The organism is Halorarum salinum (assembly GCF_013402875.1).
Lineage (GTDB): Archaea > Halobacteriota > Halobacteria > Halobacteriales > Haloferacaceae > Halorarum > Halorarum salinum.
The window spans coordinates 2,963,947-2,989,123 of sequence record NZ_CP058579.1; the positions used below are offsets into that span (position 1 = coordinate 2,963,947).

Sequence of the window (25,177 nt, forward strand, 5' to 3'; positions counted from 1 at the left end):
TCGAGGTCGGAGCGACCGCTCACTCCCGTCCGACGCCGACGACGTTGATGAGCGAGTACACCGGAACCCCCGCCACCTCGTCGAGCCCCTGCTTGTCGACGATTACGCCACACGCGACCGGCTCCCCGCCCTCCTCGATCACCGCTTCGACCGTCTCGGTGAGCGTCGTCCCGCTCGTCACGGTGTCGTCGACCACGTAGCACTCGCGGTCCCGGATCGACGCGAAGTTGCGGGAGAAGCCGCCGCCGCGGTCGTCGATGTCGCCCTCGTTCCACTGGTGTTTCGCGGGCGCGTACGCCGCGAGGTCCGTGTCCAGTTCGCGCGCGATCGTCGTCGCGAGCGGGGTCCCCGCCTTCTCGATGCCGACGGTGAGATCGACGTCCTGCCCCTCCTTGGCGAGCAGGTCCGCCATCGCGCGGCCGACGTGGGTGAGCCGCGTGCTGTCCCGGCCGACGGCGCTCCAGTCGACGTGGATGTCGCTCGGACCGCCGGTCGGTTCGGCCCCCTCCGGCGCCGCGTCCGCGCTCCCCGGAGCAGTCGCGCCGGCGCGTTCGACCAGCCACGACGCCGTCTCGCGCGACACGTTCAGTTCGTCAGCGATCTCGCCCCTCGACAGTCCGCGCTCGGCCAGCGCCGCCGCGTCCTCGATGAGGTCGTCGACGTTCTTCATCTCGTCGCGAGTTCGACCGCCGTCTTGATAGTGGTGTCGTCCTCCGCGAACGTCCGCTCGAACTCGTCGAGGCCGTACACTCCGGTGACCAGATCGTCGAGGAACCGGTCGGGGAGCCCGTCGAGCGTGTCCACCGCTCGTTCGAACTGCCGGGCGTTGGAGTTCACCGAGCCGACGACCGCCTTGTTCTGAAGTACGAGTTCGCGGTGGAGTGCCCCGCCGTCGACCTCGAACGTCCAGGGCTCGGGCACGCCGAGCAGCGCCGCGACGCCGTTGGGCGCCAGCGCCCGGATCGACTCGAACGCGTGTTTCGCGTACCCCGTCGCCTCGTAGACGAGGTCCATCCCCTCGTGGACCGCGGGGACCTCCGACACCGGCGTCTCGCGCGAGTCGACGTACGTCCCGCCGAGGTCCTCGATGATCGAGATCGTCGGGTCCGGGCGGTCTCGGCGTCCCAGACAGTAGAGGCGCTCGAACTCCCCGCGGAGCATCGCGAGGGTGAGCAGCCCGAGGCTCCCGTTGCCCAGCACCAGCGCCGACTCGGGGGACCACTCGAACGCGGACCGGGAGGCCCGCGCGTGCTCCATCGCCTTCACGGTGATCGAGATCGGCTCGACCAGGAAGCCCAGTTCCGCGAGTTCGGGCGGCACTTCGACGAGCGACCACTCCGGGCTCGTGAAGTACTCGGCCATGAAGCCGTGCGCCCCCGAGATGCCGCGCTCGTGGTACTGACCCTCCGGCGCCATGTCCGGCTCGCCGCGCTCGAAGTACTCGTTCGGGCCGTTCGGCGGTCGCCGGACGGTCGGCACGACGACGTCCCCCTCGGCCAGCGACGTCCCGTTCGGGTCGACGACCACGCCGACGGCCTCGTGGCCGATCACCAGGTGGTCCTCCCCCTCCGGGAACCCGCCGTGGGCGCCCAGCAGCACCTCGTGGTCGGTCCCGTCGACGCCGACCCGGAGCGTCCGGACCAGCGCCTCCCCCTCCCCCGGTGCCGGCCGCGGTTTCTCGACGAGGACCGGGGTCGTCTCGCCCCGCCGTATCACGATCGCCTTCATACCGGACGGTTTCGCGGGCGCGGATAAAAGGTTTATTCCGTCCCGAGTAAACGTCGGTCCGAGGGGGGAGGAGCGGTCGATCCCTGTGCCGTACGACCAGTCCGTCACTCGACCCGGTAGTACATCCCCTTCGAGGCGGGGCGCGTCTCGGCGAACCCGAACCGCTCGTAGAAGCCGTCGACGTCGGCCATCAGGTTCACGTACGCGCCCGACGGCGCGTCCGCGTCGACGAACGCCATCACCGCCTCCATCATCTCCGATCCGATCCCCCGGCCCTGGTGGTCCGGATGGACCGCCATGTCGCAGACGTGGTAGACCGATCCGCCGTCCCCGACGATGCGGGCCATTCCGACGGTCCCGTCGGGGCCAGCACCCGCCGTCCCGTCCACGGCGCTGTTGGACCCTGATCCCGCCGTCTCGACCGCGTGGACCGCGTACACGCTGTTTCCCAGTCCACGCTCGACGCCCTCGCGGGGACGGGGTGCCATCCCCGCGACCTCCCGGAGGCGAACGAAGTCGTCCACCGAAGGGGGCCCGTCCCGGAGTTCGTAGCTCATGGTCGTCGCTACGGGATGCGGGACTTCAATCCGGCCGGTCCGGAGGCGGCGGTTCGTCGAGAACGGACGGGGCCGACCGAGCGGGAAACGGCGACCGACGACGGTCGGGCGGGCGACGCGGCGGTCGCGTCGGCTACTCCGCTTCCTCGTCGCCCTCGCCGTCCTCGGCGAGGAGTCCGAACTCGTCGAGGTACTCCCCGACCCGTTCGGCGTCGTGGTCGACGTACTGGGGCTCGGCCGCCTCGATGGTCGCCAGCCCGACCCCCTCCGGTTCGAGGCCGTCCTCGCTCGCCTCCGCGAGCGCGCCGAGCGCGAGTTCGATGCCGTCCTCCAGACCCAGTTCCCGCTCGTACCCCTCCTCGAGGTAGTCGCGGACGTCGGTGCGGTTCGCCCCGATGGAGAGCGCCTTCCACTCGTAGGGCGTCCCCGACGGGTCCGTCTCGAAGAGGCGGGGCTCACCGTTCTCGATGCCGCCGACGATGAGCGCGACGCCGAACGGGCGCGCGCCGCCGACCTGCGTGTACTGCTGGATGTGGTCGGTGACCGTCTTGGTGAGCGTCTCGATGCCCATCGCCTCGCCGTAGCGCAGACGGTTGATCTGGGCCTGTCGGCGGGCGAAGTCGATGAGCTGTCGGGCGTCGGCGACGTGGCCGGCGGAGGCGATTCCGACGTGGTCGTCGGCCTTGTGGAGCTTCTCGACGGATGCCGGCTCCATCAGCGGGGAGCGCGACCGCTTGTCGGCCGCGAGCACGACCCCCTCCTCGGTTCGGACCCCGATGCTCGCAGTCCCTCGCTTGACCGCCTCGCGCGCGTACTCGACCTGGTAGAGGCGACCGTCCGGGGAGAAGATGGTGATACCCCGGTCGTACGCCTGCTGTTGGGCTTGTCCCTGCATGGTAGTGTCCTTATATGTCGGCGTCCGTCGCGCCCACGAACCCCCGCGGCGTCTCGACGTCGACGACGCGCTCGCGCACGTGTCCTCGCCGGGGTTCGCCCTCGAACACGACGTCTCTCTCGTCAACGAGTCCGCCCGCGCGTCCTAAATACCTTTCCTCACACGCCCGAATCGTCCCCGAGACGCCGCGGACGCGGAGGCCGACCGGGCGGCCGTCGACGTCGTCGACGCACGCCAGCGCGGCCCGGCCCGCCCGCACCTCGTCGCGCCGGACCCGGAGCAGCGCCTCCCCGACCCCGTCGCCGTGCCGGAAGCGGACGACCGTCAGGTCCGCGTCTGCGCTCCCGGGGTCGCCGAGCAGGTTCTGTGCGGCGTACCACACCTCGCGCTGGAACGCCCCGCGGGAGAGCGTCGCGTCGGGCCACGTCTCGATGCCGACCGCGAGGTAGCGCCACCGGGGGCGGAGATGTTTGGGGAGGTGCTTCACCGGCTCCCCTCCCCGGTCGGATCGCGGACGGAGACGCGTTCGGCCGTGATCACGCCGACCTGGTCGTGGACCCTGTCGACGCTCGTCACCGCGTAGCCCACGTCGGTGAACGTCTCCACGAGCGAACCGACCGTCGACGGGTCGTCGACCTCGGGGCTGTAGAACGGTTCGTCGGGGTCCGGCGAGCCGAAGAACATCACGTCGCCGAGGACGACGCGGCGCGGGCCCGGCGTCGAGTCGGGCGCGACCTCCCCCGGCGCGTCGTCAGGGACGGTGACCCCCGAGCCGCCGCCGGTGGCGTCCCGTCCGCCGTCGAGGGCCGCGACGGTTTCGATCGCCTCCCGTTTCTCGGCCTCGCCCAGGTGGTGGAGCGCGAAGTTCGACGTGACGACGTCGACGGGGCCGTCGTACTCCGGGTCGCGGAACTCCCCGTAGCCGAACTCGACGTTCCCGAGGCCGCGCTCGTCGGCCTTCCGGCGCGCCTCCGCGAGCATTCCCTCGCTGATGTCGCGGCCGACGACGCGGTCCGCGTCCGCGGCGAGAGCGAGCGCGATGGCGCCCGTGCCACACCCGAGGTCGAGCACGGCGTCCGACGCCGTCGGGCGGGCGCGCTCGACGACGAGGCCGGCGCAGGCCTCGTACTCCGGGGTGGTGTCGTCGTCGTACTCCGCCGCGAGCTCCGAGAAGCGCTCAGCGTGCTCCTCGATCGTCCGCTTCATACCGACCACGTTCGACCCCCGGGGAGATGAACTCCCCGGAGAGCCGCTCCCGGTTCCGCTCTGCGAGTCGGCCCCACTCGGCGAGCCCCTCGCGGACCCGCTCGGCGGCGAACCCGATCTCCTCGCCCACGGCGACGAGTTCCCGCGGCGCGCGGAGTTCGAGGTGCGAACGCGGCCGGGCGCTCACGACGAACGGGGCGTCGTACTGGACCACCATCTCGCGGAGCTTCCGGAGCCCCTTCAGCGCGCGCACCCTGGCCCCGCCCGACTCCCGGAGGACCGGCCCGAAGTCGAACTCGACCCGCGTCCCGTGCTCGCGCGCCGCCTTCGCCAGCACGTGGTTGACGTCGCCCTCGCCCGCCATCGGCCGGGCGAGCACGTCCACCCGGTCCTGCTCGACGGCGAACCGGTTGAGCGCGTTCGTCCCGCCCCGCACCAGCACCAGGGGGAAGTCGGGGCGGAAGTTGCCGACGCTGCCGCTCGCCGAGGGCGGGTCGTCCGCGACGACCTCGACTGCCGGCACCACGTCGAGGCCGGTCGAATCCGCGAGTTCCGCGGGGTCGAACTCGGCCTCCCGCGTCCGTATCACGACCCCGCCGAAGCCGTACTCGCGCCCGGCCACCGCGTACCGCGAGGCGGTCGACTCCCCCTCCGGGTGCGCGAAGACGGCCTCGTACGGCGGGGCGTCGCTCACGGGTCGGGCCCTCCTCCCGGTTCGGCCCCTTCCGTCCCCTCGACCGCGTCACGGTCCGGGGCGTCGAACCCGTCCGGGTCCCGGGTCGCCTCGACGATCCGTACCGCGCGGGCGTTCTCGACGACGTCGTGGACCCTGACGATGTCCGCGCCGTTCACGGTCGCGATCGCGGTCCCGGCGACCGTCTCCGCGGCCGCGTCGCCCGCCTCCCCGCCGACGAGTTCGTACATCGACTTGTGGGAGTGGCCGATCAGCACCGGACAGCCGAGCGCGTGGAACTCGTCGACGCGGCCGAGCAGCTCGAACTCCTCCCGCCTGGACTTCCCGAAGCCGAGCCCCGGGTCGACGATCACGTTCTCCCGGGGGACGCCGGCCTTCTCCGCGAGCAGGACCCGCTCGCGCAACTGGTCGATCACGTCCTCGACCACGTCGTCGTACTCGACCTCCGTGGACGGGTCGACCGGCGCGTCGATGCTGTGCATCACGATGACCGGCACGTCGCGCTCGGCCGCGAGGAACCGCATCTCCGGGTCCTCCAGCCCGGTCACGTCGTTGAGGACGTCGGCGCCGGCGTCGAGCGCCGCCTCCGCGACCGCCGCCTTCCGGGTGTCGACCGAGACCAGCGCGTCGGCGTCCGCGACGGCCTCGACGACGGGGACGATGCGGTCGATCTCCTCCTCGACCGGCACCGTCTCGGCCCCCGGGCGGGTGCTCTCGCCTCCCACGTCGACGATGTCCACCCCAGCCTCGACGAGTTTCTCCGCGTGCGCGAGCGCGTCGCCCCGGTCGAAGAACTCGCCGCCGTCGTGGAAGGAGTCCGGCGTCACGTTCAACACGCCCATCACGGCGGTGCCGTCCTCCCAGGGGTAGCCGCGGGACTCGGCCGATCCGCCGAGGCCGACGTCCTCCCTGACGTCGTCAGCGAGTGCCGGGAGGCCGTTCCCGTCCGCCTCGAGCGCGTCGACGAGCGCTCGGAACTGTCCGAGCGTGCCCGTCAACACCACGTCGTGGAGTTCCCCGGCGCTCGCGAGTCCCGACGTGACGCACCTGCCGCCGGCCGCGAGCATCTCCCGCTCGAGGACGTCCGCCTCCCCCGCCGCGACGCGGGTCTTCAACACCCGGTGGACCGCCTCCTCGCCGGCGCGCCGGGCGTCTTCCGGCGTGGCGTTCGCTCCGCGGAGCGTCGACGTCGCCTCCGGGACCGACTCCACCCGCTTCCGGATCCCCGTCCGCGTCCACTCCGCCCGCGCCTCGGCGACGCAGAACAGCGACCCGGTGAGGAGCACGCAGTCGTCGGGGGCCGCGGCCTCGCGGGCGGCCGCGAGCGCGCCGGCGACCGACGACTCCGCGTGCACCGCCGCGTCGGTTCCGCGGCGGAACACCTCGGCGAGCACCTCCGGGTCCTCGGCCCGGTCGAGCGTCGGCGCACACGTCCGGACCGAATCGGGGTCGGGGAGCGTGGCCACCATCTCGTCGTGGTCCTTGTCGTGCATCGCGCCGAAGACGAGGTGGAGGCCGTCGTGCTCGAGTTCCGCGAGCGTGTCCGCGAGCGTCGCGCAGGCGCCGGGGTTGTGCGCGCCGTCGAGGACGACGAACGGGTCGGCCGCCATCACCTCGAAGCGCCCCGGCCAGTGGGCGTTCCGGAGCCCGCGGGCGAGCGTCCCGCCGTCCTCGACGCCGAGCTGCCGGACGAGCGCCGCGGCGACGCCGGCGTTCCTCGCCTGGTACGCGCCGAGCAAGGGGAGGCGGGTCTCGACCGACCAGCTCGCGCCGGCGAGCGACACGGCCGACTCCTGGTGGCTCACCGCACCCCGGTAGTCGGCGGTCACGTCCGCGTCCGACCCGGCGTCTCCGACGGTCACCACGTCTCCGGCCACCTCGCGCACCGTCTCCAGCGCGGCGCCCTCGGTCGCGGTGACCAGCGGCGCGTCCGCGGGCGCGACCTTCGCCTTCGTCCGGGCGATCTCCTCGATCGTGTCCCCGAGGACGCTCGTGTGTTCGAGCGTCACGTTCGTCACGCAGGCGGCGACGGGGTCGACGACGCTCGTCGCGTCGAGTTCCCCGCCCATGCCGACCTCCAGCACCGCGACGTCGACGTCCGCCCGGCCGAACCGCCAGATTCCCATCGCCGTGACGACCTCGAAGAACGTCAGGGGCTCGCCGTCGGCGGCGCGCTCGACGAGCCACGGCTTCGCCTCCGCGACGAACGCGGCGACCTCGCCCCGGGGGACCTTCCGCCCGTCGACGCGGATCCGCTCGCGGAGGTCCTCGAAGTGCGGGGAGGTGTAGAGGCCGACGGTCCGGCCGTCCTCCCGGAGCACGGACTCGACCATCCGCGCGACGCTCCCCTTCCCGTTCGACCCCGCGACCTGCACGAACTCGACGTCCTCGTGCGGGTCGCCGAGGTGCGCCAGCAGGTCACGCACCGACTCGGTGCCCGGCTTGACCTGGAAGCGACGGAGGTCGAAGAGGAAGTTCGCCGCCTCGTAGTACTCCATACTCGTGGGACCCACGGGGACCGCTTTAGGCTAACGGGTCTCCGTGAGGGTGAGCGGGCTACGGTCCGATGACCGCACCGCGACCCTCAGTCCGACTCGTGGCCCCGCAGTTCGCGGCGATCGCCCAGACTTCCGTCGGACTTCGCTCGGTCGGTGAGGAGCGCCGGGAGGGCCGACCGGACGTCGATCGACTCGCTCCCGAGCACCGCGAATCCGGAGAAGATGGTGAGGAAGCCGGCGATCGCGAGCGGGGAGATCGACTCCCCGAGGAGCGCCCACCCGCCGAGCGTCGCGACGACCGGCACGACGTAGAAGACGAGGTTCGCCCGGATGGCGCCGGCCTCGTCGATGAGCGAGAAGTACGTGATGTACGCGACGGCGCCGGCGAACACCCCGACGTACCCGAGCGCGACGATCGCCTCGGGAGCCCACGTGATGGCCGCGGTCGTCTCGCCGGCGGACAGCGAGAGGAGGTGGCACAGGAGCGCCCCGAACGGGAGCCCCCAGGCGGTTCGAACCGTGCTCGACAGGGTCCCGTCGGCCCGTCGGATGAGCACGCTCCCGAGCGCCCCGCACGTCGCCCCGGCGAACAGCAACGCCTTGCCGACGACGCCGCCGCCGAGGAGGTTCGCGGGGTCGGGGCTGACGACGAGTCCGACGCCCACGAGGCCGAGGAGCATCCCGGCCGACCCCCGCGCGGAGAGGCGCTCGTCCGACAGGGCGACCGCCGCGAACACGGGCGTCAGGATGGGGTTGAGGCTGAAGACGATCGACCCCACGGCGCTGGTGGCGTACTGCTGGCCCACGAACAGCAACGCGTTGGCGGCGCCGATGACGAGGAGCCCGGTCGCGAGGATTCCCACCGCATCGCCGCGCGTCCGCGGGAGCAGGTCCTCCCGCGACGCCGTGAGGAGGGCGTAGCCCGCCAGCGCGACGGCCGCGACGTCGAACCTGAACGCGACGAACAGCAACGGGGGGAAGTAGTCGAGCCCGGCCTTCGCGGCGACGAACGTGCCGCCGAAGAGGACGGCCGTGACCGCGAAGAAGGCGAGCGAGCGCCGGTCGATCACCGGCACCCCTCCGTCCGGTGGGGAAGGATCGAGAAAGCAGCTCCGGGGGAAAACTGCGAGGGAGACGAGTGAATCATCGTACCAGTCGGTACGGGAGCCGCACGTATAGTTTCGTTCAGAAATCATTTCATGGGAAGAAAGAGCCGGACTCCGCGGAAACCGCTCGGGCGATGAAATCGTTTCACGGTGCGAAAACGGTTTACGGCGACGGGTGCCAGGGGAGCCATGGAATCGGCGCTGGAGACGATCGAGTTCCTCGCGCTCTCGTCGAATCGGGTGGAGGTGCTCCAGCTCCTCGCGTCGGACCGGCGGACGCGCACCGACCTCGCCGGGGAGACCGGCGCCTCGCAGGCGACGCTCGGTCGGATCCTCGGCGACTTCGAGGAGCGCTCGTGGATCAGGCGGGAGGACGGCGAGTACGTGGCGACGGCGACGGGGCGACTCGTCGCGTCGGGGTTCACCGACCTGCTGGGGATCGTCGAAACCGAGCGGAAGCTCCGCGACATCGTCCGGTACCTGCCGACGCACGCGATGGACTTCGACCTCGGCCGCCTCGCGGACGCCACCGTGACCGTCCCGAGCGGGACGAGGCCGAACGCGCCGGTACAGCGCGTCGTCGACCTGCTCCGCGACGCGGACGACGTCCGGGTGTTCTCCCACGCGTTCAACGAGCAGAGCCTCACCGCCGTCCAGGAGCGGGTGGCCGACCCCGACCGGACGTTCAGGGGCGTCTTCTCGCGGAACGCCATCGACGCGCTCGCCGACGACTCGGGGTTGCGTCGACGGCTGAAACGGCTCCTCGAGTCCGACGGCGCGGGGATGCGGATCCACGAGGAAGGGGTTCCACTCGCGGTGACGATCGCGGACGACGTGGTCCACCTGCTGTTGCGCGACGAGAACGGAGTGCTGCAGGCGTCCGTGGACACCGACGACCCGGCCGTCTACTCCTGGGCCCACGACACGTTCGATCACTACTGGCGGACGTCGTCGCCGATCGATCCCGACGAGTTCTCGTCCTGAACGCCCGAAGACGGGATGCTGGCCGTCGGACGCCGATACCCACCTCCGGGACGGTGCGAAAACGCAGCAGTTAGCCGCCCGGAACGGCAGGCTCGCCTTCAGTCGTGCCGGAACGACCGCGAACCGGTGAACGCCATCGCCATCCCGTGCTCGTCGGCCGCCTCGATCACGTCGTCGTCGTTGACGGAGCCGCCGGGCTGGATCACCGCCTCGATGCCGGCCTTCGCCGCCTCCTCGATGCCGTCCGGGAACGGGAAGAACGCGTCCGAGGCCATCACGGCCCCCTCCGCGGACTTGCCCTCCGCGTCCTTCTCCGCCTTCATCGCCGCGAGCGTGACCGCGTCGACGCGGGACACCTGGCCCATGCCGACGCCGACCGTCTCGGTCCCGTCGGCGAACAGGACGCCGTTCGACTTGACGTGCTTGAGGACCTTCCAGGCGAACAGCATCGTCTCGACCTCCTCGTCGGTCGGTTCGCGCTCCGTGACGAACTCCAGGTCCTCCCGGGTCGGGGACTGGAGGTCGCGTTCCTGGACGAGCCGCCCCCCGACGACCGGCTTCTCGGTCAACGTCTCGCCGGTCCTACCCGGTTCACCGAGTTCTCCGACGTCGAGCACGCGCAGGTTCTTCTTCCCGGTCAGGACGTCGAGTGCATCGTCCGTGTAGCCCGGCGCGACGACGACCTCCTTGAACGAGTCGACGACCCGATCGGCGGTCGCGGCGTCGCACTCGCGGTTCAGCGCGACGATGCCGCCGAACGCGGACTTCGGGTCGGTCGCGAGCGCGTCGGCGTACGCGTCCGCGAGGGTGTCGGCCGTCGCACAGCCCGCGGGGTTGGTGTGCTTGATGACCGCCGCGGCCGGGTCGTCGAACTCCTTCACGAGGTTCAACGCCCCGTCGGCGTCGTTGTAGTTGTTGTACGAGAGCGCCTTCGCCCCCTCGTTCAACTGGTCCGCGGCGACGACGTTCGCCTCCTCGCACGTCGTGTCGGCGTACAGCGCGGCGTCCTGGTGGGGGTTCTCGCCGTACCGGAGTTCCCGGACGCGGTCGTCCGAGACGAGCCGACGGGCCGGGAACGCGCCGCCCGCGTCGTCCTCGACGGACACCCGCGCGGCGTCCGCGTCCACCTCGACGCGTCCCTCCGCGAACCACTTAACCGCGCGCGGGTAGGCGGCGAACTCCGCCTCGCGGAGGACGCGCTCCTTCAGGTCGGCCGCGTCGTCGCCCTCGAACACCGGCACCGGCTCCTGGGTCACGATGGGGCCGTCGTCCACCTCCCCGGTGACGACGTGTACCGTACAGCCGGTCGTCCGGACGCCGGCCGCCAGCACCTGCTCGTGGGCGTCGGTTCCGGGGAACGCGGGGAGCAGCGACGGGTGGACGTTCAGCGTCGTCGGCGCGTTCGCGAGGAACTCGTCGGTGAGCACGCGCATGTAGCCGTCCAGACAGATCAGGTCGAACTCGTGGCCGTCCAGCGCGTCGAGTACCCGGCGCTCGTGCGACTCGCGGGGCTCGTCCGGGTCGCGCTCGACGACTTCGGCGGGCACGCCGCGCCCCGCCGCCGCGTCGAGGACCGGCGCGTCGGCGTCGTTCGTCAGGACGACGGCGAGTTCGACCCCGCCGGGCGCCCGGTCCGCGATGTTCAGCAGGTTCCGTCCGCGGTTGCTCGCCAGGCCGGCGATCTTCATGGTCGAGGTGACCCGCGCCGTCGGAAAAACGGTTCCGGTCCGGTTCGCCGTTCTATGCACGTTCACGGGTCGAAACGAGGAACTCGTCCGCAATATACGCGTGAAGTATACACGACCGTGGTACGTTCGACCGGAACGCCTTTGCCCGCGGCTGCGGCAGGGACGCGTATGAACGTGCCCCGCGAGGACCCGCTCGCCGCGGTGTCGCCGCTCGACGGCCGGTACGCCGGGCGGACCGCGCCGCTCGTCCCGTACGCGAGCGAGGCCGGACTGATTCGCGAACGCACACGGGTCGAGGTGGAGTACCTGCTCGCGCTGGCCGACGAACCGGGCGTCGACCTGACGCTGTCGGACGACGAGCGCGACCACCTCCGTTCGCTCGTCGCGGGGTTCGACGCCGAGGACGCCCGACTCGTGAAACGGCTCGAGACGGAGGGCGCCGCGGGCTACCCGGCGACGAACCACGACGTGAAGGCGGTGGAGTACTTCCTGCGGACGGAGACGACCGACCGTGTCCATCCGTGGATCCACTTCGGGCTGACGAGCGAGGACGTGAACAACCTGGCCCAGCGCCTGCTCGTGAAGCCCGCCGCCGAGGAGGTGCTTGTGCCGGCGCTCCGGGACGTGCGGGACGCCCTCGCCGACATGGCCCGCGAGCACCGCGACGTGCCGATGCTCGCGCGCACCCACGGCCAGCCCGCGACGCCGACGACGTTCGGCAAGGAGATGGCCGTCTACGCGGCCCGCCTGGGGAGGGCGCTCGGACGGATCTCCGGGGCCGCCGGGGGGCTCTCCGGAAAGCTGGCCGGCGCCTCGGGCACCTACGCCGCACACCGAGCCGCGTACCCCGACGTCGACTGGCGGACGTTCTCCGGGGAGTTCGTGACCGGGCTGGGGCTCGATCACACCCCGCTCGCGACGCAGGTGAACCCCTGCGACGACCTCGCGGCCCTGTTCGACGCGCTCCGCGGGGCGAACAGCGTCCTCCTGGACCTGGACCGCGACGCGTGGCTCTACGTCTCGGACCGCTACCTCGGACAGGACGCCGCGGCTGGCGAGGCCGGGTCCTCGACGATGCCCCACAAGGTCAACCCCATCGACTTCGAGAACTCGGAGGGGAACCTCTCGAAGGCGAACTCCGACCTCACATTCCTGGCCGACTACGTCACCACCTCCCGGCTCCAGCGGGACCTCTCGGACTCGACCGTGAAGCGGAACGTCGGCGCGGCGCTGGCCCACTGTCTCGTCGGGTACACGAAGACCGCCGCCGGCCTCGAGACGGTCACGCCCGACGAGCGGGTCATGCGCGAGGAGCTGGAGGCGAACCCCGAGGTCGTCGGCGAGGCCGTCCAGACCATCCTCCGACGCGAGGGCGACACGGAGGCGTACGAGCGCGTGAAGGAGCTCACCCGCGGGAGTCGAACCACCCTGGCGGACTTCCGCGCCCTGTTCGAGGACCTCGACGTCGACGAGGCGACCCGGGAGGAGCTGAACGCGCTCACGCCGGCGGGCTACACCGGCTACGCGAGCGAGCTCGTGGACGAGCTGGACGGGGAGGACTGACCGAGCGCCGACGGCGGGAGGGTCGAACGGGAACGGGACCCGTCGTGTCCGTCACCGGCGGGCACTTCCGGACGTCGAGTCGCCCCTCGACGACGAACCGTTCGGTCCTAGTCCGTTTCCTGTTGATAAGGGGCAAGCACATACAGGCAGTAGCCCTCTACTCGAACGGGAACATGGTACACGTGCGATGGCACGGAACTTCACGGACGACGATCGGGACAAGCACGTGGTCACCTCCGAAGGCACCCGCATCGGCACGATCCGCGACGTGAACGACGACCGCGCGACGGTCGAGCGAAGCGACGACGACGAGGGGCTCACGGACAAGGTCAAGGACATGCTGGGCTGGGACGACGACGACTCGAACGAGATCCGGGACGAGCACGTCGACTCCGTGAACGACGACGAGGTCCGACTGCGCGACCGACGGTGACCTGAGCCGCGAACGGCCCGCTTTTTTCGGCGCCGTATCGGTCCCGGTATTCGGGTTCCTTCCGCGTCGGTTCGAACGGGGAGCGGGAAGCGATCGTCTCGAATCGGTACACGTCGAGGCGTTCCATTGCCGCCTCGGGTCAGTACACCTCGGCGGTCTTCTGGTACCGCCTCGGGTCTGTACACTCGCACGGCCACCCGGTGCCGTGCGGGGTCAGTACTCCTCGTACGCCAGGTTCATCAACCACTGCGTGAACGCGTCGCCGTTCGGGTCGATCTCCTCCTCGCCGATGAACGGCGAGAGCAGGTCCCCCGCCATCAGCAGCGAGAAGTCCAGATCGGCGGCGGTGGGTTCGAGGTAGTAGGTGTTGTGACCGTTGTACACCGCGTTCTCGCGTTCGATGAGCCCCAGTTCCGAGAGCCTCTCGGCGATGCGGCTGCCCTTCCGCGAGGAGACGTCGAGCTCCTTCCAGAAGTCGCTCTGGTGGATTCCGCCCGTGTCACGGACGAGTTCGAGCCCTGCACGTTCGTCGTCCGACAGGTCGGCTTCGGCGTCGGCGGCGCTCATACCGTGTCACACGACGCCGTCCCCGTTTAACTTTGGCCTTCGCCGGCGTCCGCCGGGGACGTTTCCACCACCGTCCGGTACTCGGTCCGGCAGGGCGGCCCGTCGGCGAAGTCGTACCGGCGGCTCCCGTCCGCCCCCAGCACGAGGAGCGACGACGAACGCGTGCCGTAGCCGTTCTCGTGGATGCAGACGCCGAACTCGTGGTCCCCGAGCGCCTCCCCCGCCCGTTCGATCCACTCCGCGGGCGTCTCGTCTGGGTAGTGGCGGAGGTGTTCGGCGAGCCGTTTCGCGTTCCTCGCCTGCCGTCTCGCGATCTCCGGGCGCTCCGGGGGTTCGTAGTACGTGCCGTCGTAGCCGACGTTCCCGACGACGTGGATGCCCTGACGGAGCTCCGTGACCCGCAACGTCCCGTCCCACTCCAGCAGGAGCGCGTCGTCGGCGTCCGCGAGCACGAGGTTGAACCCATCGTAATCGTGCTCCGCACAGGAGTCCTCGACGAGGCTCGCGGCCTCGTCGGCCGACCGGCATCGGAGGCAGTCCCGGACGAGCAGTCCGCGCGAGCGTCCCGCGTTCAGCCCCTCCACCCAGCGGTTGGCGATGCCGACGAACAACCCGTCCTCGTTGTAGCCGATCCAGGTCCCCCCGGCCACCGCGTCGCGCGGCCCGACGACGCCCGGTTCGAGCTTGCCCGGCGGTTCGGAGGGTCGGTCGGCCGCCTCGTCCCGGTTCGCCGCGACGACGACCGGGGCCTCGGCGAACGTCCGCCACGCGAGGGTGAGCGTGCACATGTCCGTCCGTACGCGGCCGGCGGGGAAAAGGACGGGCGGTCCGGTAGCCCGCTGCCGGACGTCGGCCATCCGTCAGGTCGACCGAAGTCCGGAGCGGCCCGGATAGCCGCCCCGGTTCAGCCGACCAGTTCGTCGACCGCCCGCGTCGCGGCCGCCGCGGCCGTCCTGACCCTGTCGAGTCGAACGTACTCCCGGTCGGCGTGGGCGACAGCGCCCTCGTCGTCCGCGAGGCGGCCGGGGCCGAACACGACCGTCGGCGCCGGCGCGAAGTACGACGCCTCCGTCGCGGCGCCGAACGGTCGCACCTCCCCGTCGCCGCCGGCGCCGACCGCGGCCGCCGCGTCCGCGACCGCCCGGACGAGGTCGTGCTCCGGGTCGGTGTCGAACGCCTCCAGGAACGGGGTTTCTCGCTCGGTGAGCGCGAACTCGACGCCGACGTCGTCGGGAGCCGCCTCGCGGACGGCCGCCGCCAGCGACGCGCGGAACCCCTCGGCCGTCTCGGGCGGGACCGAGCGCCGGTCCAGCGTCATCCGCGCCTCGGCGGGGACCTGGTTGGTCGCCTCCCCGCCCGAGACGCCCGTGGCGACGAGCGTCGGCGGGCCGAGCCGGGGGTGGGGCTCCCGTCCGTCGTCGAACCGGTCGACGGCGGGGAGCGCGTTCCCGAGCGCGGCCACAGCGTTCACGCCGGATTCGGGTTCGGCGGCGTGGGCCGCGCTGCCCGAGAGCGTCAGCGTCCCCTCGAAACGGCCCCGGGCGGCGGTGCAGACGTCGCAGTCGGTCGGCTCCCCGACGACGAACAGGTCCCCGTCGAGGGGGTCGACTCTCGCGTCGCCCGTGCCGGGGCCGCCGACCCCGACGGCCTCGCCGGTCACCAGCGCGTGGGCCCCCGTCGAGTACGTCTCCTCGTCCGGGGTCACGGCGAGGGTGAGCCGACCGCCGGAGGGTTCGACGGCGAGGAACGCGGCCAGCAACGCCGCGAGCGGCCCCTTCGCGTCGCAGGCGCCGCGCCCGCGGAGAACGTCGCCCTCGCGCTCGACCGGCAGCCCCGGCGGAACCGTGTCGACGTGGGTGTTGAGCACGAGGTGGGGTCCCCCGTCGTCGCCCTTGCTCGCCCGGACGTTCCCGGCGGCGTCGACGACCGGGTCCTCCCCGGCCTCCGCAAGCGTCTCGACCAGGAACTCGCGCATCGGCTCGACGGACTCGTGTGAGTCGATCGGGACGGCCCCGGTCAGGAACCCGACCGGATCGAACGCGCGGGTCACGGCTCCGCCTCGAGGGTTCCCTCGGCCTCCCGTTCGGTCGGTCCGGCGAGCGTCGCCGACCCATCGGCCGGCACGGTGACCCGGAGCTCCCCGCCCGGCGGCGACACGGTCGCGGACTCGCGGTCGGTCCGGCCGGTCCGGCGCGCGGCCGCGAGGACGGCGACCGCGCCGGTCCCGCAGGCCCGCGTCTCGTCCTCGACGCCCCGTTCGAACGTTCGCTGACGGAACTCCGCCGCGCGGGCGCCACCGGCGTCGGCTTCGTCGGCCGCGACCGGTTCGGCGAGCGTGACGTTCGCGCCCTCGGGGAACGCGTCGGCGTGGCGGACCGGCGGCGCGACCGACGCCAGGTCGACGGCGTCGAGGTCGTCGACGAACGCCACCGCGTGCGGGACGCCGGTGTTCACCGCCGTGACGGTCAGGCCTTCGACCGACCTCCCGACGAGCGGCCCTCCGCCGGCCAGCGGGACGTCGGCCGGCGCGAACGACGGTCTCCCCATCTCCACCTCGACGCCGTCGTCGCCGACGACGGCCCGTCGGTCGCCCGCCGGGGTCCCGATCACGAACTCGCTCGCGCCGGTCCGATCGGCGGCCCACGAGGCGACACAGCGCGCGCCGTTGCCGCACATCTCGGCGACCGAACCGTCCGGCTGGACGAGCGTCATCCGAACCCGGACGGGGTCGTCGGGCCGGCCGTCGCCGTCGCGACCGGGGGCGTCGGCGGCTCCGGCGTCGAGACCGAGGAACAGGACCCCGTCGGCCCCCCGACGTGCCCCCGCGTCGACGCCGGTCTCCCGGTCGCAGCGGGCCACCGCGAACGCCGCCCGGTCCGGGACCGGTTCCTCCGCGTCGACGACGAGGAAGTCGTTCCCGGTGCCGTGGTACTTCGTGAAACCCACCCTCGTCATCGTTCCAGCCTCGTGAGGTCCGCGAGCGACTCGCGCTCCCTGAGCACGTCGCCCGACGGCGTGACGTCCGCGGGACGCGGCCGGGAGTTGTACGTCGAGGCCATCTCGTGGCCGTACGCTCCCGCGTTCCCCAGCGCGAGGAGATCCCCCCGCTCGGGGACCGGAAGCGGTCGGCCCTCGCAGAAGACGTCGCCGCTCTCGCAGATGGGGCCCGCGACGGTGACGGGGGCCTCCTCCCGGTCGAGGGAGTCGGGTTCCAGCGAGCGAATCTCGTGGTAGGCGTCGTACATCGCCGGCCGCAGCAGGTCCGTCATGCCGGCGTCGACCCCCGCGACCAGTTCGTCCGACGCCCCCTTCACGGCGTTCACCCTGGTCAGGAGCACGGCCGCGTCTGCGACGACGTAGCGCCCGGGTTCGAGCGCCAGCGCCGCGTCGAGTCCGTCGAGTTCCTCCCGGACCGCCGCCGCGACGGCGTCCAGGTCGAGCGGCTCCTCGTCGTCGCGGTAGGGGACGCCGATGCCGCCGCCGACGTTGACGTACTCGAGGTCGTCGACGGCGGCGGCCAGTTCCGCGACGCGCGCGAGGAACTCGCGGTGGGCCGCCAGGTCCGCCTCGCCGTGGATTCCCGATCCCGCGTGGGCGTGCACGCCGACCACGTCGAACGCCGTCCTCGCACTGGCGACCACCTCGCCGACGCGGTCGGCCGGCACGCCGAACTTCGCCGCGCCGCCGGTGCGGACCTTCTCGTGGTGGCCCGCGCCGACTCCGGGGTTGACCCGGACGCAGACCCGGCCGTCGTACCCGCGCTCGCGCAGGCGGTCGAGCGCGTCCGCCGCGCCGACCGTGATCGTGAGGTCCGCGCCCTCCTTCCACCACTCGACGACGGCGTCCAGATCGCGGGCGGGCGGGTTGACCGCCGTGTAATCCACGTCGGCGCCGTCGAAGCCGGCGTCGAGTGCGCGACGCACCTCGCCCGCCGAGGCACACTCGGCGCCCAAGCCCGCTTCCCCAACCGCTTCCAGCACCGCGCGGGCCGTGTTCGCCTTCACCGCGTACCGCAGGTCGGCGTCGGGGAACGCCGCGCGGAGTCGGGCGCAGTTCTCGGCGACCCGGTCGAGGTCGGTGACGTAGAGCGGGGTCCCGTGCTCGTCGGCGAGTTCGGAGAGCCGGGCCGCGTCCCAGTCCGCGAGCCGGCGGACGGCCGGCGAGTCGGCGAGGGGAGCGTCGTTCATTCCCGGAGCGCGTCCTCCCGCCGGGTCGCCTCGAGCGTCTCCTCCTCGACGTGCGTCGCCACGACGGCCGGCTTGTACGCGCCGCCCTCGAAGAGGTCGTGGTCGGAGACGCTCGACTCGACGAAGCGTGCGAACGCGCGGCGGTTCTCGGGCAAGTGGCCGTGGATGACCTCCTCCTCGACGAGGTCGTACACCGGGATCCGGGGGGTGAGCAGCGTGTTCTCGCCGACGACGGAGTTCGCGCCGACGCGGAAGCCGGACGTGACCCGGCAGCCCGCGCCGAGCGAGACGCCCTCCTCGACGATCACCGGCGCGTCCTCGACCGGTTCGAGCACGCCGCCGACGAGCGTGTTCGCGCCGAGCTTCACGCCTTCGCCCAACTGGGCGCACGAGCCGACGGTGTCACAGGAGTCGACGAGCGTCCCCTCGCCGACGTACGCGCCGACGTTGACGAACGACGGGCTCATCATGATGGCGTCGTCGCCGAGGTGGGCGCCCCGCCGGAGCACGGTCCCGTCGGGCGTGTTTCGCGCCCCGCCGGCCGCGAGGTCGTCGGTGTCCCGCAGCGGGAGCACGTCGTAGTAGCCGACCCCGCCGTACTCGCGTCGTTCGGTCTCGCGGAGCCCGAAGTTGAGCAGGACGCCGCGCTTCACCCACTCGTTCGCGACCCAGTCGGTCACGGAGGCGCCGGTCTTCTCGGCCGCGCGGACCTCGCCCGCCTCCAGCGCGTCGAGGAACGCGTCGAGGACGGCCCGGTCCCCGTCGGTCACGTCGCCGGCCGTCAGGCCGTCGTCGTAGCGGTGCCACAGGTCGTCGACGTCGGATTGCAGACTCATTCGAGTACCTCCGTGAAGTCGTAACGGCCGGGTTCGCGCCCGGCCAGCCACGCGGCCGCGTCGAGCGCGCCGGCGGCGAACACCCGTCGGGAGCCGGCCCGGTGGGTGAGTTCCAGCACGTTGTCCTCGCCCGCGAGCAGCACCTCGTGCTCCCCCGCGACGTCGCCCGCGCGGCGGGCGTGGACGCCGACCTCCCCGGGCGAGCGCGGGGCGTCCCCCTCCCGGCCGTACGTCCGCTCCTCCAGGTCGTCCCGCTCGGCCTCGATGTCGTCGAGAATCGTCAGGGCGGTCCCGCTCGGGGCGTCCCGCTTGCCGTCGTGGTGGGTCTCGGTCACCTCCACGTCGTAGCCGGGGAGCGCGACGACCGCCTCCCGGACCGCGCGGCGGAGCGCGGCGATCCCCCGCGAGAAGTTCGACGCGCGGAGGACGGGCACGTCGGCCGCGGCCTCCGAGAGCGCCGCCAGTTGCTCCTCCGTGAAGCCGGTGGTTCCGACGACCGCCGGCACGCCCGCCTCCGCGCAGGCCGCGACGCGCTCGACGCTCGACTCCGGCCCGGTGAAGTCCACCAGGGCGTCCGGGTCGTGGTCGGCCAGCAGGGCCGGCAGGTCGGCGGCGTCCCGGACCTCCACGCCCGCGATGGCCCCGCCCGGCGATCGGCTCACGGCGACGGCGACCTCGAACCGGTCGTCCTCGCCCGCGGCCTCGATCACCTCGCGCCCCATCCGGCCGGTCGCGCCGGTCACGGCGATCCGGGTGGTCACCGCTCGGCCACCTCCGCTTCCGCGTCGTCCCCGCGGACTCGCTCGCCCCCGTCGGCCGCCTCGAGGTCTGCGAGCAGTTCAGCCAGGACCTCGCGGGTCTCGTCGGTCGCCCGGGTCAGCGGCGGGCGGAGGTCGGCGGGGCCGTACCCGCGCACGTCCATCGCCTCCTTCACCGGGATCGGGTTCGTCTCGCGGAACAGCGCCCGGCACAGCGGCGACAGTTCGTGGTGGAGTTCCCGCGCGCGGTCGGACTCCCCGTCCAGCGCCGCGCGGACCATCGACCCGACCCGCTCGGGTTCGACGTTCGCGGCGACGCTGATCGTTCCGGTCCCCCCGACCGACAGGATCGGGAGCGTCATCCCGTCGTCGCCCGAGAGCACGTCGAACGCCTCCCCGCGGGTGCGCTCGACGATCTCCGAGATCCGGTTCAGATCGCCGGATGCGGCCTTGTACCCCCGCACGTTGGGGTGGGAAGCCAGGTCGACGACGGTGTCCAGGTCGAGGCTCTGCCCGGTCCGCGAGGGGACGTTGTAGACGACCTGCGGGAGGTCGACGGCGTCCGCGACCGCCGCGAAGTGCTCGTACTGTCCCCGCGGTTCGGGCTTGTTGTAGTACGGGGAGATGAGCAGCAGGGCGTCCGCGCCCGCCTCCGCCGCGCGCTCCGAGAGGTGGAGCGCCTCGCGGGTCGAGTTCGAGCCGGTGCCGGCGACGACCGGAACGTCGACCGCGTCGACGACGGTCTCGACGACCTCCGCGTGCTCGTCGTGGGTGAGCGTCGCCGACTCCCCGGTGGAGCCGACGGGCACGAGGCCGTCGGTGCCCGCGGCCTCGAGCCGTCGGGCGTCGGCTGCGAGCTGTTCGTGGTCGACGTCGTCGCTGTCCGTGAACGGCGTGGTCATGGCCGGGTAGGCCCCGGCGAACGTGTCGTGGTGTATCGTCATTCGGTGGTGGGTCGGTGGTGTCGCGTGTCGGTTTGCGCGCGTCGCGTGCGTCCGGAGTCGCCCGGGACGGGGGTGCCACTCCCGCCGCGAGCGTGCTACGCGCGTTTCGGTTTCCGACCCGAGAAGGCGGCCGACACGCCGCGCTCGTGGGGGGCGGCCCCAGCGCGGCGCGACGTGTCTCGCATACTCGTGTACCGGAGTGGCGGCTACTAATGCGTTGCGCCACGGGCCGATGTTGCTCGTCGGTCCGGTCGGATCGTCACAGCACAGTTCCCGAAAGCCCCGTGGCTGTCGACTCCGGAATCCGTTCGGTCGTCCCCCGCCGGGAGCCGGTCGTCACACTGAAAGGGAGGACGACGACTCCGAATCCGGCCCTGACCCGCGAACGGACCTGTAAACCCTTTTACCGGGGCACGCGTCATACCCGCTGTAATGAGCGACCTCCCGGACGACTTCAGCTGCACCATCACCAACTGGGAGTACATCTACGACCTCTGTCGACAGGTCGCCGACGAGGTGAAGGCGGCCGACTTCGAGCCGGACGTGGTGGTGGCGCTCGCCCGCGGCGGCTGGTTCGCCGGCCGGTGCATCTGTGACTTCCTCGGCATGGACGACCTCACGAGCCTGAAGATGGAACACTACGTCGGCACCGCGGAGAAGTCCGGCGAGCCGACGGTCCGCTACCCGATGCCCGAGGGGAGCGTCCAGGGGAAGGACGTGCTCATCATCGACGACATCGCCGACACCGGCGGCTCCATCAAGCGCGCCCACGAGTACGTCGACGAGCGCGACGGCGGCGAGATTCGGACCGCGACGCTCCAGCTGCTCCGCAGTTCCACGTTCGAACCCGACTTCATCGGCGAGCGCCTCGAGGAGTGGACCTGGATGGTCTACCCCTGGAACTTCATCGAGGACATGGTCGATCTCGTCTCCGGCGTGATGGAGCGGGCCGACCAGGAGCGGTTCACCGCCGAGGACGTCCGCCACTACCTCTCGGAGTTCCACGACGTCGATCGCATCGGCATGGAGATCGCCCAGCCCGGCCGCCTCGACGAGGTCATGGACGAGATGGTCCGCCGCGACGTCGTCCGCGAAACCGACGGCGGCTACCGGCTGCTCGAGGGCGAGTAACCCGGTCCACACGACCAGTCCGTGGCGCTGCTCGACATCTTCGTCGGCGCGATCCTCCCCATCGTCGCCATCGCCGGCGCCGGGTTCGTCCTCGGACGCCTGCGCGAGGTCGACCCGGGGCCGCTGAACACGGCGGTCGTCTACGTCCTCGTCCCCGCGCTCGTCTTCCACAGCCTCGCGACCGCACCGCTCTCGGGCGAGACCATCGCCAAACTGACCGCCGCGGTGACGGCGTACGTCCTCGGCATGGTGGTCGTCGCGGAGGGGGTCGGCAGGCTGCTGGGCGAGTCGGAGCCGGGTCTCTCGGCGCTCGTGCTGGCGGCGACGTTCCCCAACTCCGGCAACTACGGCATCCCGCTCTCCGACTTCGCGTTCCCCGCCGGCGGACGGCCGACGGCGGTGCTGTATCTCGCCATCCAGTCCGTGCTGATCTACACCGTCGGCGTCTACGTCGCCTCCCGCGCCGGCGGCAGGGGCGGCCTCTCGGGCGTGAAACGGGTGCTCTACGTGCCGCTGGTGTGGGCAGTTCCGCTGGCGCTCGGCGTGCGGTGGCTCGGCGTCGTGCCCCCCGTCGACGGCTCGGCGATGAGGACGCTCCAGCTCGTCGGCGACTCCTCCATCCCGGTGATGCTGCTCATCCTCGGGATCCAACTCGCCCGGACCGACTACGGCACCGCGCTCTCGCAGGCGTGGGTCCCGTCGCTGTTGAAGATGGGCGTCGCGCCCGCGCTGGCGGTCGGCGTCGCGCTCCTCGTGGGCTTCTCGGACCCGACGGTCGCCCGGGTGTTCGTCCTCGAGTCGGCGATGCCCGCGGCGATCACGCCGGTCATCCTGGTGGCGGAGTTCGCCGGCGAGGGCCGCATCGGCGGCGTCTCGATCGCCGAGTACGTGAGCACCATCGTGCTGGTGACGACGCTCGCGTCGCTGCCCGTCCTGACGGGGCTCATCGCGCTGTTGCAGAGCGGCCTCGTGTTGTAAGGGCGCCTCGCGTCCCGGGAGGGCTCGCGTCGCATCGGTGGCTCGGGGTGGCTCGCGTCCGCCGCCCGGTCCCGGCCTAGTCGTCGACTGCCGCCGTCTCGCCCGTGTCCACGACCGCGGAGGCCCAGGTCCCCCGCAGCAGCCACGCGAGGACGACGGTCGCGCCGACGACGTCGCCGAAGACGACGGCCCACCAGATTCCGGTCGTCCCCCAGCCGTACTCGAACACGAGCAGGTACGTCGCGGGAACGCGGACGCCCCACAGCGCGATCAGGGAGAACGCCAGCGCGGTCGTCGTCCGACCCGCGCCGCGTAGCGCCCCGCGCCCGACCTCGAAGGCGCCCGTGAACGCGAACATGATCGCCGCCGTCCGGAGGTAGGTCGTGGCGTAGCCGATGGTCTCGCCCGCGTCGGGGGCGTCGGGCGGGAGGAACACCTCGACGATGACCCCTGGGAACGCCGCCGCGAACAGGCTCACCGGGATCATCACCCCCACGATGACCGAGAGCGAGGCCCTGACGGCACGCCACGCGCGGTCCGCGCGTTCGGCGCCGAGGTTCTGCCCGACGACCGTGTTCGTCGCCTGCGAGAGCCCCATCGCCGGCAGGAACACGAGCGAGATGAGCCGGTTGCCGAGGCCGTACGCGGCGACGATGCCCGGCGGGAACGTGGCGACCATCGAGGTGAGCACGACGAACGCGAGCGCGGTCCCGGACTGTTCGAGCGCCGACGGGACGCCAAGTTTCACCACGTCCCCGACGATGCCGAGGTCGGGGAGCAGGTCCCACGGCCGGACGTCCGGCCCCGCGGAGGTGCCGAACAGCACGTACCAGCCGATGACGGTCGCGACCGCGCGGGAGGCGAACGTCGCCCACGCGGCGCCCTCGATGCCGTACGCGTCGAACGGCCCCAGGCCGAAGATGAGGATCGGGTCGAGCGCGACGTTCATGGCGACCGAGACGAGCATGACCCGGAGCGGCCCGCGCGTGTCCCCGTAGCCGCGCATCAGCGCGACGAACACGTAGAAGCCGAACAGGAACGGCGTGGCGAGGAAGAACACGCGCATGTAGGCGGCCGCGAGCGGGACGACGTCCGTCGCGGTGTCCGGGTCCGCCGGGAGCAGCGAGAGCATCGGCTCGACGGCGACGTAGCCGACCGCGGCGATGGCGAGCGAGACGAGCATCACGAATCCCAGCGTCGACCCGGCGACGCGGCCCGCCTTCCGGTCGCCGCCCGCGCCGGTGTGCTGTGCGACGAGGATGGCGCCCGCGGCGGTGAAGCCGCCGCCGACGCTGATGAAGAGGAAGACGAGCGGGAACGCGAGCGAGAGCGCGCCGACGGCGTCCGCGGAGAGGCGGCCGAGCCAGAACGTGTCCGCGACGTTGTACATCACCTGGAGGAGCTGGATCACCACCAGCGGCCAGGCGACCCGCAACATCGGCCGGAGAAGCTCCCCCTCCGTGAGTTCGTCCGCGCCGCTCTTCGTGGAGGGGCCGTCCATGGCCCTTCGAAGCGATACACCCATTTGAACCCTCCTAACACGTGGTAACTCAGACCACACGACCGGATACCGGAGGTAAGCGATCCCTATCGAGCTCGGTCACTCCGGACCGTGCTCGTTCGCCGCCGTGCTCATCCCCTCGACCCCCGCTCGCCCCGTATCTGGGCGACGTGGCTCAGCGTGACCAGGCCGAGACCGCCGACCAGGTTCCCGGCCGTCGTGACGGCGGTCGTGGCGGCGAGGGCGCCCACGCCGACCTCGGCGCCGACGAGCACGCCGAAGAGGACGTGCAACACGGTGACGACGACGTGGTCGAAGGGGCCGAGCGTCAACAGCACGCCGACGACGTAGGCGACCGCGATCCGTGCCATCGAGCCGTCGACCGACGCGAGCATGAACGAGAGGAGCGAGACGAGCGCGCCCCCGGTGATCGCCTTGACGAACTCGGCCGCGTGTGGACGGTGGGCGATCTCGGCGGCCGTCTCGGCGAGCACGCGGCCCGTGCCCGCCGGCAGGGCGCCCTCGACCGACAGGACGCCCACCAGGAGGGCGCCGCCGACGACGTTGAAGGCGAAGGTGAGGACCCACAGCCTGAGCAGTCGCGGGACCAACCACGAGCCGTCCCGCTCGACCGCCGTCGCCATGGGGTCGAAGAAGTTCTCGTTGAACAGTTCCGCCCGACCGACGACGAGGAACACGACGCCGGGTCCGAAGGCGAGCGCCCCGGCGACGCCCGCGATCGCGCCGAACCCGGAACGGAACGCCGCCTCGACGATCCCCAGGGCGACGATGCCGAAGACGATCGTGAAGCCGGCGATGAAGCTCGTCGCGACGAGTTCGAGCGTCGACTGGCCGAGGCGTCGCTCGCCCTCCTCGACGGCCCGCTCGAATACCTCCGAGGGCGTCGGCGGGACTCCCACGCT

Annotated in this window: 25 protein-coding genes; 5 read left to right on the forward strand and 20 right to left on the reverse strand. The window is 71.8% G+C overall.

Annotation, left to right across the window (positions count from 1 at the left end; all coding sequences use genetic code 11):
• Positions 1-19: 19 nt before the first annotated feature.
• The 9 genes from gfcR to HUG12_RS14920 all read right to left on the reverse strand — a co-directional run bounded on the left by gfcR (position 20) and on the right by HUG12_RS14920 (position 8,648).
• Complete coding sequence (gene gfcR / locus HUG12_RS14880; protein ID WP_179269530.1) at positions 20-670, reverse strand: transcriptional regulator GfcR; 651 nt, start codon at positions 668-670, stop codon at positions 20-22.
• On the reverse strand, positions 667-1,728 hold the full coding sequence (locus tag HUG12_RS14885; protein ID WP_179269531.1) for a glucose 1-dehydrogenase: 1,062 nt from the start codon (positions 1,726-1,728) through the stop codon (positions 667-669). The genes gfcR and HUG12_RS14885 overlap by 4 nt, the downstream gene beginning before the upstream one ends.
• 104 nt (positions 1,729-1,832) lie before the next feature.
• Positions 1,833-2,285, reverse strand: a complete 453-nt coding sequence (locus HUG12_RS14890; RefSeq protein WP_179269532.1) for a GNAT family N-acetyltransferase — start codon at positions 2,283-2,285, stop codon at positions 1,833-1,835.
• A 133-nt stretch (positions 2,286-2,418) separates the two neighbouring features.
• On the reverse strand, positions 2,419-3,180 hold the full coding sequence (psmA, locus tag HUG12_RS14895) for an archaeal proteasome endopeptidase complex subunit alpha (RefSeq protein WP_179269533.1): 762 nt from the start codon (positions 3,178-3,180) through the stop codon (positions 2,419-2,421).
• A gap of 10 nt (positions 3,181-3,190) precedes the next feature.
• A complete protein-coding gene (locus HUG12_RS14900; protein ID WP_179269534.1) occupies positions 3,191-3,667 on the reverse strand; it encodes an Rpp14/Pop5 family protein in 477 nt (158 codons plus the stop codon).
• The gene (locus HUG12_RS14905; RefSeq protein WP_179269535.1) at positions 3,664-4,386 is read right to left on the reverse strand and encodes a class I SAM-dependent methyltransferase; all 723 of its coding nucleotides are present in this window, start codon (positions 4,384-4,386) and stop codon (positions 3,664-3,666) included. The genes HUG12_RS14900 and HUG12_RS14905 overlap by 4 nt, the downstream gene beginning before the upstream one ends.
• Positions 4,358-5,080: an RNase P subunit p30 family protein gene (locus tag HUG12_RS14910; protein WP_179269536.1), complete on the reverse strand. Its 723-nt coding sequence runs from the start codon at positions 5,078-5,080 to the stop codon at positions 4,358-4,360. Before HUG12_RS14910 ends, HUG12_RS14905 begins: the two co-directional genes overlap by 29 nt.
• On the reverse strand, positions 5,077-7,578 hold the full coding sequence (folP, locus tag HUG12_RS14915) for a dihydropteroate synthase (protein WP_179269537.1): 2,502 nt from the start codon (positions 7,576-7,578) through the stop codon (positions 5,077-5,079). Before folP ends, HUG12_RS14910 begins: the two co-directional genes overlap by 4 nt.
• A gap of 86 nt (positions 7,579-7,664) precedes the next feature.
• Entirely contained in the window at positions 7,665-8,648 is a 984-nt protein-coding gene (locus tag HUG12_RS14920) for a DMT family transporter (protein WP_179269538.1), read from the reverse strand.
• 225 nt (positions 8,649-8,873) lie between these two features.
• Here HUG12_RS14920 and HUG12_RS14925 point away from each other — a divergent pair, with 225 nt between their 5' ends.
• Complete coding sequence (locus HUG12_RS14925) at positions 8,874-9,668, forward strand: helix-turn-helix transcriptional regulator (protein ID WP_179269539.1); 795 nt, start codon at positions 8,874-8,876, stop codon at positions 9,666-9,668.
• Between the two features lie 98 nt (positions 9,669-9,766).
• Here the strand turns inward: HUG12_RS14925 and purH are convergent, their stop codons facing one another.
• Positions 9,767-11,356, reverse strand: a complete 1,590-nt coding sequence (purH, locus tag HUG12_RS14930; RefSeq protein WP_179269540.1) for a bifunctional phosphoribosylaminoimidazolecarboxamide formyltransferase/IMP cyclohydrolase — start codon at positions 11,354-11,356, stop codon at positions 9,767-9,769.
• A gap of 168 nt (positions 11,357-11,524) precedes the next feature.
• Between purH and purB the strand changes: the two genes are divergently transcribed.
• Together purB and HUG12_RS14940 are read left to right on the forward strand one after the other, a co-directional pair.
• Positions 11,525-12,919 (forward strand): adenylosuccinate lyase, encoded by a 1,395-nt coding sequence (gene purB, locus HUG12_RS14935; RefSeq protein ID WP_179269541.1) that lies wholly within the window; start codon positions 11,525-11,527, stop codon positions 12,917-12,919.
• Positions 12,920-13,106: 187 nt separating this feature from the next.
• Positions 13,107-13,352 (forward strand): hypothetical protein, encoded by a 246-nt coding sequence (locus tag HUG12_RS14940; protein ID WP_179269542.1) that lies wholly within the window; start codon positions 13,107-13,109, stop codon positions 13,350-13,352.
• A 213-nt stretch (positions 13,353-13,565) separates the two neighbouring features.
• On the opposite strand, the gene HUG12_RS14945 is transcribed toward HUG12_RS14940, so the two are convergent.
• From HUG12_RS14945 to dapA, 8 genes are all read right to left on the reverse strand, one after another.
• On the reverse strand, positions 13,566-13,919 hold the full coding sequence (locus HUG12_RS14945; RefSeq protein WP_179269543.1) for a helix-turn-helix transcriptional regulator: 354 nt from the start codon (positions 13,917-13,919) through the stop codon (positions 13,566-13,568).
• A gap of 26 nt (positions 13,920-13,945) precedes the next feature.
• Positions 13,946-14,707 (reverse strand): NRDE family protein, encoded by a 762-nt coding sequence (locus HUG12_RS14950; RefSeq protein WP_179269544.1) that lies wholly within the window; start codon positions 14,705-14,707, stop codon positions 13,946-13,948.
• A gap of 116 nt (positions 14,708-14,823) precedes the next feature.
• Positions 14,824-15,969: a M20/M25/M40 family metallo-hydrolase gene (locus tag HUG12_RS14955; RefSeq protein WP_179269545.1), complete on the reverse strand. Its 1,146-nt coding sequence runs from the start codon at positions 15,967-15,969 to the stop codon at positions 14,824-14,826.
• Positions 15,966-16,874 carry a diaminopimelate epimerase gene (dapF, locus tag HUG12_RS14960; protein ID WP_179269546.1) on the reverse strand — a complete coding sequence of 303 codons (909 nt, stop codon included), beginning with the start codon at positions 16,872-16,874 and terminating at the stop codon, positions 15,966-15,968. Before dapF ends, HUG12_RS14955 begins: the two co-directional genes overlap by 4 nt.
• Positions 16,871-18,106 (reverse strand): diaminopimelate decarboxylase, encoded by a 1,236-nt coding sequence (gene lysA, locus HUG12_RS14965; RefSeq protein WP_179269547.1) that lies wholly within the window; start codon positions 18,104-18,106, stop codon positions 16,871-16,873. The genes dapF and lysA overlap by 4 nt, the downstream gene beginning before the upstream one ends.
• On the reverse strand, positions 18,103-18,942 hold the full coding sequence (locus tag HUG12_RS14970; RefSeq protein ID WP_179269548.1) for a 2,3,4,5-tetrahydropyridine-2,6-dicarboxylate N-succinyltransferase: 840 nt from the start codon (positions 18,940-18,942) through the stop codon (positions 18,103-18,105). Before HUG12_RS14970 ends, lysA begins: the two co-directional genes overlap by 4 nt.
• Positions 18,939-19,703, reverse strand: a complete 765-nt coding sequence (gene dapB / locus HUG12_RS14975; protein WP_179269549.1) for a 4-hydroxy-tetrahydrodipicolinate reductase — start codon at positions 19,701-19,703, stop codon at positions 18,939-18,941. The genes HUG12_RS14970 and dapB overlap by 4 nt, the downstream gene beginning before the upstream one ends.
• Complete coding sequence (dapA, locus tag HUG12_RS14980; RefSeq protein ID WP_179269550.1) at positions 19,700-20,644, reverse strand: 4-hydroxy-tetrahydrodipicolinate synthase; 945 nt, start codon at positions 20,642-20,644, stop codon at positions 19,700-19,702. Before dapA ends, dapB begins: the two co-directional genes overlap by 4 nt.
• A gap of 432 nt (positions 20,645-21,076) precedes the next feature.
• On the opposite strand from dapA, the gene HUG12_RS14985 reads away from it, so the two are divergent.
• On the forward strand, positions 21,077-21,775 hold the full coding sequence (locus HUG12_RS14985) for a phosphoribosyltransferase (protein WP_179269551.1): 699 nt from the start codon (positions 21,077-21,079) through the stop codon (positions 21,773-21,775).
• A 21-nt stretch (positions 21,776-21,796) separates the two neighbouring features.
• Positions 21,797-22,753 carry an AEC family transporter gene (locus HUG12_RS14990; RefSeq protein ID WP_179269552.1) on the forward strand — a complete coding sequence of 319 codons (957 nt, stop codon included), beginning with the start codon at positions 21,797-21,799 and terminating at the stop codon, positions 22,751-22,753.
• A gap of 76 nt (positions 22,754-22,829) precedes the next feature.
• Here HUG12_RS14990 and HUG12_RS14995 read toward each other — a convergent pair whose 3' ends face one another.
• Both HUG12_RS14995 and HUG12_RS15000 read right to left on the reverse strand, forming a co-directional pair.
• On the reverse strand, positions 22,830-24,254 hold the full coding sequence (locus HUG12_RS14995; RefSeq protein WP_246308060.1) for an MATE family efflux transporter: 1,425 nt from the start codon (positions 24,252-24,254) through the stop codon (positions 22,830-22,832).
• A 131-nt stretch (positions 24,255-24,385) separates the two neighbouring features.
• Entirely contained in the window at positions 24,386-25,174 is a 789-nt protein-coding gene (locus HUG12_RS15000; protein ID WP_179269553.1) for a formate/nitrite transporter family protein, read from the reverse strand.
• Positions 25,175-25,177: the final 3 nt, after the last annotated feature.